This window comes from Treponema sp. (genome assembly GCF_017430385.1).
Taxonomy (GTDB): domain Bacteria; phylum Spirochaetota; class Spirochaetia; order Treponematales; family Treponemataceae; genus Treponema_D.
Genome location: NZ_JAFRNB010000033.1, coordinates 21,098 through 27,991, shown reverse-complemented (window position 1 = coordinate 27,991; position 6,894 = coordinate 21,098). Strand labels below are relative to the sequence as shown.

Here is a 6,894-nt window from a genome sequence, read left to right as displayed (position 1 = left end):
TAAGCGGCAAATGTATATAATTACAAGCACAAACTGCGTGCAGCAGGCGAGCCTGCGGTTTCGCTAAGCCGTTTCCACGACTGGAAGCCGTTTTTTGATACAGCCTGTAAATTTCAAAACTCGACATTTGACTTAATAATTAAGTGTGGGCGATTCTTTTTGTTCTTTAAAATCTCTAATATTTTTCCAACTAATACTTGCTTTATTCTAATAATTGCTTATAATAATTATTAGAACTTATCAGAATATTATTAAAATATTAGCATATTGTTAGAAGGAGGCGAGTATGGAACATGAAGGGCTTCAAATAGAATATAAGCGTGAGTATATCGACAATTTCAAGTATTCTGTAATTGCGTTTGCCAATGGTGATGGTGGGCAGATTCTTTTTGGTATGAATGACGACGGCTCAGTTTGTGGTGTTTCAGATGTTGATGAAACTATGCTCAAAATCACCAATGCCGTGCGTGATTCAATCCGCCCTGATGTTTCGCTCTTTACAAAATGTGAAAGCCTTGTTATCGATGGTAAAGATGTTGTTCGTCTCTCTGTTTCTCGCGGAACTTCACGGCCGTACTATATTTCTGGCAAAGGAATTCGCCCGGAAAGTGTCTTTGTTAGGCAGGGTGCTTCTTCTGTTCCTGCATCAGAGGCGGCAATTCTCCAGATGATTCATGAATCCAGCAATTTTGTTTATGAAGAGGAGCGTTCTCTCAATCAGGAGCTTACTTTTTCACAATCTGAGCCGCAATTTTCTTCTCGTTCCGTTGAATTCGGTGAAGTTCAAAAAAAGTCTCTTGGCCTAATTGGTTCCGACGGCATGTTTACAAATCTGGGGCTTTTGCTTTCAGATCAATGTCCTCATATTATCAAGGCCGCAGTTTTCAAAGGCAGCACCAAATCGATTTTTCAAAATCGGCGTGAATTCAACGGTTCTCTTTTAAAACAACTAGACGATGCTTTTGCTTTCCTGGATTTGTGCAATCAAACTGCCTCAGAAATTCATGGCTTGGAGCGGGTGGATTCAAAAAGTTATCCTGGCGATTCAATTCGTGAAACTTTGCTCAATCTTATCGTGCATCGGGATTACGCTGTTCTGAGTCCTGCCCTAATCAGCGTTTTTGATGATCGAATCGAGTTTGTTTCGATTGGCGGGCTTGTTCCACAGGTTTCTTTTGATGATATCATGCTTGGGGTTTCAATTGCTCGAAATCCAAAGCTTGCGAATGTATTTTACCGTCTGCATTTAATAGAGGCTTACGGCACTGGCATTCTCAAAATCAACGAAAGCTATTCGGACAAGAGCGTAAAACCCAAAATCGAAGTGTCGAGCCATGCATTCAAAGTCACTCTTCCAAACGCAAATTTTGAGCGTCAACAGGAGCTTTATAAACGCAATCTTGAAGAGCGGCTTATGGCTGTAAGGGAACCGTTCACTCGTGAGCAGCAGATTGATTCACTTTTTGCCCGAAAGCAATTTGTATCGCGCAAAGATGTTGAGGATTCGCTATCGACTTCTCAAGCGAACGCAGTTCTTATTTTGCGAAAAATGCTCGAAGAAGGCAAAATCAACAAAGTTGGCAGTGGAAAGAATGTTCGGTACATTATTCGGCATTAGTTTTCTTCTTGAATATAAAGGCGTATTATCATATAATAATTGCATATTTATGTAATATTTTTGCATAAAAATACAATTTTAGGAGTGCGTATGGCATTTTCATGCAATTTCATTGACGGCGGCGTAACGGCGGCACAGGGATTCACGGCAAACGGAGTCTTGAACAAAATCAAGGCAAGCCGAACGACTAACGACACGGCTCTTATTTTCAGCGAAAAGGTCTGCAATGCGGCAGGCGTGTTCACTCAGAACCGCGTAAAGGCTGAGTGCGTAAAATTGACTCGTGACCATATTGCGAACGGAAAGGCTCAGGCTGTAATCGCTAACTCTGGAAATGCAAATGCCTGCACAGGCAAAGAGGGCTACGACAACGCCAACAAAGAGGCTGTTGCGGTTGCAGCAAAAATGAACATCAATTCAGACGATGTTTTGGTACTTTCAACAGGTGTAATCGGTCAGCAGCTCCCGGTTGATAAAATCTTGAACGGTTTGGACAAACTTGCAGACGGTCTTTCAAAAGAAGGTCACAAAGAAGCCCGAATCGCAATCATGACAACGGACACTCATTACAAAGAAGTCGCTCTTGAGACTCAAATCGGCGGCAAAACTGTCCGCATGGGAACAATGGCTAAAGGAAGCGGCATGATTCACATCAATTTGGGAACAATGCTCGGATTCATCACAACTGATGCTTCAATTTCTTCTGAAATGCTCGAAAAGGCTTTGAGAATTTCTGCGGCAGGAACTTACAACTGTGTTTCAATCGACGGAGACACTTCAACAAACGACTCTCTTCTTATTCTTGCAAACGGAATGGCCGGAAACTCTGAAATCACTAGCGAAGGAGCTGATTTTGACGCTTTCGTTGAGGCTTTGAACGCGCTCAATACTCAGATGGCAAAGAAAATTGCTGCTGACGGCGAAGGTGCTACTCGCTTGGTTACTTGCAATGTCGTTGGTGCTGACACTGTAGAGAATGCTCGCGGATTGGCAAAGGCTGTTATCTGCTCAAATCTTGTAAAGGCTGCTTTCTTCGGTGCGGACGCAAACTGGGGCCGAATTTTGGACGCAATGGGCTACTCAGGATTCTTCTTCACACCAGAGAAAACTTCGGTTTCATTCCTCAGCCGCGAAGGTGCAAAACGCTACTTTGAGGACGGAAATCAGAACGGTGGCAAAGAATCTTCTATTAAGGTATTCGATCACGGAGTTCCGCTCAATTTTGACGAGGACCTGGCAAAGAAGATTTTGACCGAAGAAGCAGTTGATATTCTCGTAGAACTTGAAGACGGAAACGCAAAAGGAACTGCCTGGGGCTGTGACCTCACTTATGACTACGTAAAAATCAACGGAGACTATAGAACGTAGGATTTCTCACAGAGGCCACAGAGAGCACAGAGTAAATTACTGTAAAACAAAATTTTTGATTTTAGTCTTGTTCATTTGCAATATGACTGATGTTGAATATGTGTTTTTGTAAACGACTCTCTGTGTACTCCTTAGCTCTGTGAGGAATTTTAATTATTGGAGAAAATTATGTCAGAGAATACAGAAAACGAAATTCGTGGGAAAATCGACCCTCGCTTGGATAATGAGCACTGGTCGGATGTTTTGGTTCAGGCTTTGCCTTATTTCCGCCATTGGGTTGGAAAAACTGTCGTTGTAAAATACGGCGGAAATGCCATGCTCAACGAAGAACTTAAGGCTGCCGTAATGAAAGACATCGTTCTTTTGAATACTATTGGAATCAAAGTCGTGCTCGTACACGGTGGCGGCCCGGAAATCAACCACATGCTTGAGCGTGTCGGCAAGGAATCGAAATTTATCAACGGTCTTCGCTACACTGATGCTGAGACAATGGAAATAGTTCAGATGGTTCTCACTGGAAAACTGAACAAGGACATCGTTGGCCTTATCCTTCAGGAAGGCGGCAAGGCTGTAGGTCTTTCTGGTGTTGATTCAGGCTTGCTCCGCGCAAAAAAAATCGACAAGGACGGCGCTGACTTGGGCTTTGTCGGTGAGGTAACTGAGGTTCACCCGGAAATTGTTCAGTCGCTTTTGGACAAGGGCTTTATTCCTGTCGTTTCAACAGTTGCTTTGGGCGAGCAGGGCGACATGAGCCGCTACAACATCAACGCAGACACGGCTGCCGCAAAAATCGCAGTTGCGCTTGGAGCCGAAAAATTCGTTCAGCTCACAAATGTTGCTGGCGTGCTCCGTGATGTAAATGATCCTAAGTCGCTGATTCAGCGCATTCATCTTGAGGATGTTCAGAAATTCTATGATGACGGAACAATCTCAGGCGGCATGATTCCAAAAATCGAGTGCTGTGTAATGGCAAGAAAGGGCGGTGTTCCTCGAACACACATCATTGACGGTCGAGTTCCACATTCGCTGCTCATCGAAATGTTCAGTGACCGCGGTATCGGCACGATGATTTACTAAGACGGATGATTAGAATTACCTTTGGAAGATAAGGGGATTGAAAGGGGGAAAGAAACCTTTATGTGAAAGGTGTCGTTCCCCCTTTTTTTTATTTATACATATTTGTTGAAAGATACTTGAATGCGTTGTCGGCGAGAATAACTACGATGTTCTTGCCTTTTGCTTCTGGGCGGCGGGCAATCTGGGTTGCTGTCCAGAGGGCTGCTCCTGCTGACTGACCTACGAAGAAGCCTTCCTGTTTTACGAGTTTTCGGCCTGTTTCATAAGCGTCTTCGGCTACTACATTGAAACATTCGTCGTATTTTGTGTCGAAGCTTGTGAAAAGCGGCGGATAATTTTCCTGTGGAACGCCGTCAAAGTTCAGAACGCCGTCGATTGTGTTTCGCTCCGGAAAGTTCGGGTTTTTCTTTGACTGCTCGGCAGGCTGTGCTCCGATAATCTTTACATTCGGATTTTTCTCACGGAAGAATTTTGAAAGACCTGAAAGCGTGCCGCCTGTTCCTACGAGCTGAACCACATAATCGACCTTTCCGCCTGTCGCTTCCCAAATCTCAGGTCCTGTTGATTTTACATGAGCCAGAGAATTGTTGATGTCCGCGCACTGATTCAAGTAGTACCAGCCTTTTGACGCTGCAAAATCTTTGAAGAGTTTTTCAAGGGCGGTCATCGTAAGGCCGTTTTTCAAAAGTTCTGGGAAGCCCGGAACATCTGTTACTTGCAAAAGCTCTGCTCCCAAAGCCTTAAGAATCTGTGAACGTTCCTGAGAAACAAGTGGCTGAATAACGGCCACGAATTTATATCCCTTTGCGTTTGCAAAAGTCGCCTCACCAATTCCTGTGTTTCCGCTGGTGTAGTCAATCAAAGTCATTCCAGGATGAATGTCGCCGCGTTTTTCTGCTTCTTCGATGATGTTGAGTGCCGCACGGTCTTTGACACTGCCCGAAGGATTGAAATACTCGAACTTACCGAGAATATTTGCCTCAAGGTTCTCAGATTTTTCATAGCGGTGAAGACGGACAAGCGGTGTGTCCCCAACAAGTTCTGTTATTGAATCGTAAATTTTTGCCATAATATTTTCTCCTTTAAAAACTCCGCGTTAGCGGCGTTGCACGGAAGCAACGGATTCGCAAGTTTCTGCCAACGGCAGAAACTTGGTCGTGATAAAAATTACACGGATGTAATTTTTATCATGCCTCCTTTTTTTTGTTTCTCACAGAGACCACGGAGGGCACAGAGAGTTTGCATATTATGAAATTCTCTCTGTGCTCTCTTTTGCTCTGTGAGTTATTATTCAAAATAATTGTATTCAATCAGCTCGATAAGATTTTCGTTCTTTTCGGCTGCCGCAAGTGAAAGAAGCGACCATGCGTTTCCTGCTGTTCCGATGTAAAGACCTGTGTAAGAGTGAACATCAGTTGGAATTGTTCGCCACCAGGCTCCGCTCCACCTTCGCAATGCCTTCTGATGGTAGATATCGCCGTCAGCGTCCGCAACGAATGACTGACCGACTACAGTTTTGGCCGCCCGCTTTGCATATTCCAGGAATTCTGGGTTTTTTGTGAGCTTGTAAACCGAAACGAAATGTTCGAGCAAGCCAGGAGTTCCGCAGCACAAAGCCTGACTTTGCCAGTAACCGCGGCTGAAAATCTCTGGTGCTCCCGCTTTGATGATTCCCCGGCTCAGCTTCAAAATCCAGTCCAAATAATGTTTTTCGCCAGTAATCTTGTAGAGCAGGTGGAACAAAAGCGAAGTTCCTGCAGGTCCGTGGCAAGTGCTCAGGTAATAGAACTCTGTTGAAGGGCCTCGCTCAAGGCTGTCGAGATAAGGCACGAGAACCGCTTCCTCGTCACCGACCGCAATTCCTTCGATATATTTTGCCGCTTCTTTTGCCGCGTTCAAAAATCTTTCATCCTTTGAGATGTTGTAGAGAATCGCAAAGATCCAGCCCACGCCGCTTGTTCCGTGGGCGTTGTTTACCCAGAAAACATCTTTTGGGAAGTCGATTATCGTCAGGTCAACGACATTCCAGTAAGTTCCCCCGCGTGGGGCCGGCTTTCCTTTGCTCAAAAGAAAGTTTCCGAAACTTACAGCTGAATCAAGATATTTTTTGTCGCCAGTGAGCTTGTAAATCGCCGCAAGATAAGTCACAAATCCCGCATCGCCGCACAAATCGTTCTGCTCGCTCCAGTAAATGCCAGCGTCAGATTTTTTTGCTGCTACAAGAAGGTCGTCTGCAACTTTAATCACATAGTTTTTGTAAAATTCTTCACCTGTAAGCTCAAAGAGTTTAAGGACAAGGTATGCGCTTCCTGTAGGGCCGTTGTAGTAGCCTGCTGCCCAGCCTGGCATATTTTTTACATGAACGAGTTTTGAGGCCCCGCTTGCCTTTGCGTTCAATGTGCGCTCGTAAAAAGCCGAGCCTTCGTCACTTTCGATGATTTCTTTGGCAGCTGATTTTGCTTCTTCAAGATATTCGGCCTTTTTTGTAGCCTGATACAAGCGAAGATAGAAAAGACCGACTCCAGCCGAGCCACCGTAAAGTGACTTTGGTGTGAGCATCGGATAGTCAGTGAAATCTTCTTTTGAATCCGGGCTTTGGCTCCAGAGTCTGCCGTATTTTCCGAGCGAGCCGGTTGTTTTAATCCAAGAAGCTGTCTGCTCCGCGAAGTTTATGTAATCGCCGGAATCATATTCCTTGAAAAGTATATTTTCAGCCATGTTTTCTCCTTTTTGTGGTGTAGTTACCTAGTAGGTTACTAGGAATAATTAAAATATACAGCTATTCACCTACTAAGTCAATAGATTAATTAAAAAAAATTGTTGAAAAGCCT

5 protein-coding genes are annotated in these 6,894 nt (G+C 44.4%); 3 read left to right on the top strand and 2 right to left on the bottom strand.

Annotation, left to right across the window (positions count from 1 at the left end):
* Positions 1–286: 286 nt before the first annotated feature.
* The 3 genes from IJJ71_RS02430 (at position 287) to argB (ending at position 4,063) form a co-directional block, all read left to right on the top strand.
* Positions 287–1,618, top strand: a complete 1,332-nt coding sequence (locus tag IJJ71_RS02430) for an RNA-binding domain-containing protein (RefSeq protein ID WP_296845123.1) — start codon at positions 287–289, stop codon at positions 1,616–1,618.
* Between the two features lie 90 nt (positions 1,619–1,708).
* Entirely contained in the window at positions 1,709–2,986 is a 1,278-nt protein-coding gene (argJ, locus tag IJJ71_RS02425; RefSeq protein WP_296845121.1) for a bifunctional glutamate N-acetyltransferase/amino-acid acetyltransferase ArgJ, read from the top strand.
* A 168-nt stretch (positions 2,987–3,154) separates the two neighbouring features.
* Entirely contained in the window at positions 3,155–4,063 is a 909-nt protein-coding gene (gene argB, locus IJJ71_RS02420; RefSeq protein ID WP_296845119.1) for an acetylglutamate kinase, read from the top strand.
* A gap of 88 nt (positions 4,064–4,151) precedes the next feature.
* On the opposite strand, the gene IJJ71_RS02415 is transcribed toward argB, so the two are convergent.
* The gene (locus IJJ71_RS02415; RefSeq protein WP_296845117.1) at positions 4,152–5,132 is read right to left on the bottom strand and encodes a PLP-dependent cysteine synthase family protein; all 981 of its coding nucleotides are present in this window, start codon (positions 5,130–5,132) and stop codon (positions 4,152–4,154) included.
* 218 nt (positions 5,133–5,350) lie between these two features.
* Positions 5,351–6,781, bottom strand: a complete 1,431-nt coding sequence (locus IJJ71_RS02410; protein WP_296845116.1) for a lanthionine synthetase LanC family protein — start codon at positions 6,779–6,781, stop codon at positions 5,351–5,353.
* Between the last annotated feature and the right edge of the window lie 113 nt (positions 6,782–6,894).

What these genes read in the sequence shown, in the direction of transcription:
- argB (WP_296845119.1), top strand. Translation starts at nt 3,155, where the DNA reads ATGTCAGAGAATACAGAAAACGAAATTCGTGGGAAAATCGACCCTCGC.
- IJJ71_RS02415 (WP_296845117.1), bottom strand. Translation starts at nt 5,132, where the DNA reads ATGGCAAAAATTTACGATTCAATAACAGAACTTGTTGGGGACACACCG.
- IJJ71_RS02430 (WP_296845123.1), top strand. Translation starts at nt 287, where the DNA reads ATGGAACATGAAGGGCTTCAAATAGAATATAAGCGTGAGTATATCGAC.
- IJJ71_RS02410 (WP_296845116.1), bottom strand. Translation starts at nt 6,781, where the DNA reads ATGGCTGAAAATATACTTTTCAAGGAATATGATTCCGGCGATTACATA.
- argJ (WP_296845121.1), top strand. Translation starts at nt 1,709, where the DNA reads ATGGCATTTTCATGCAATTTCATTGACGGCGGCGTAACGGCGGCACAG.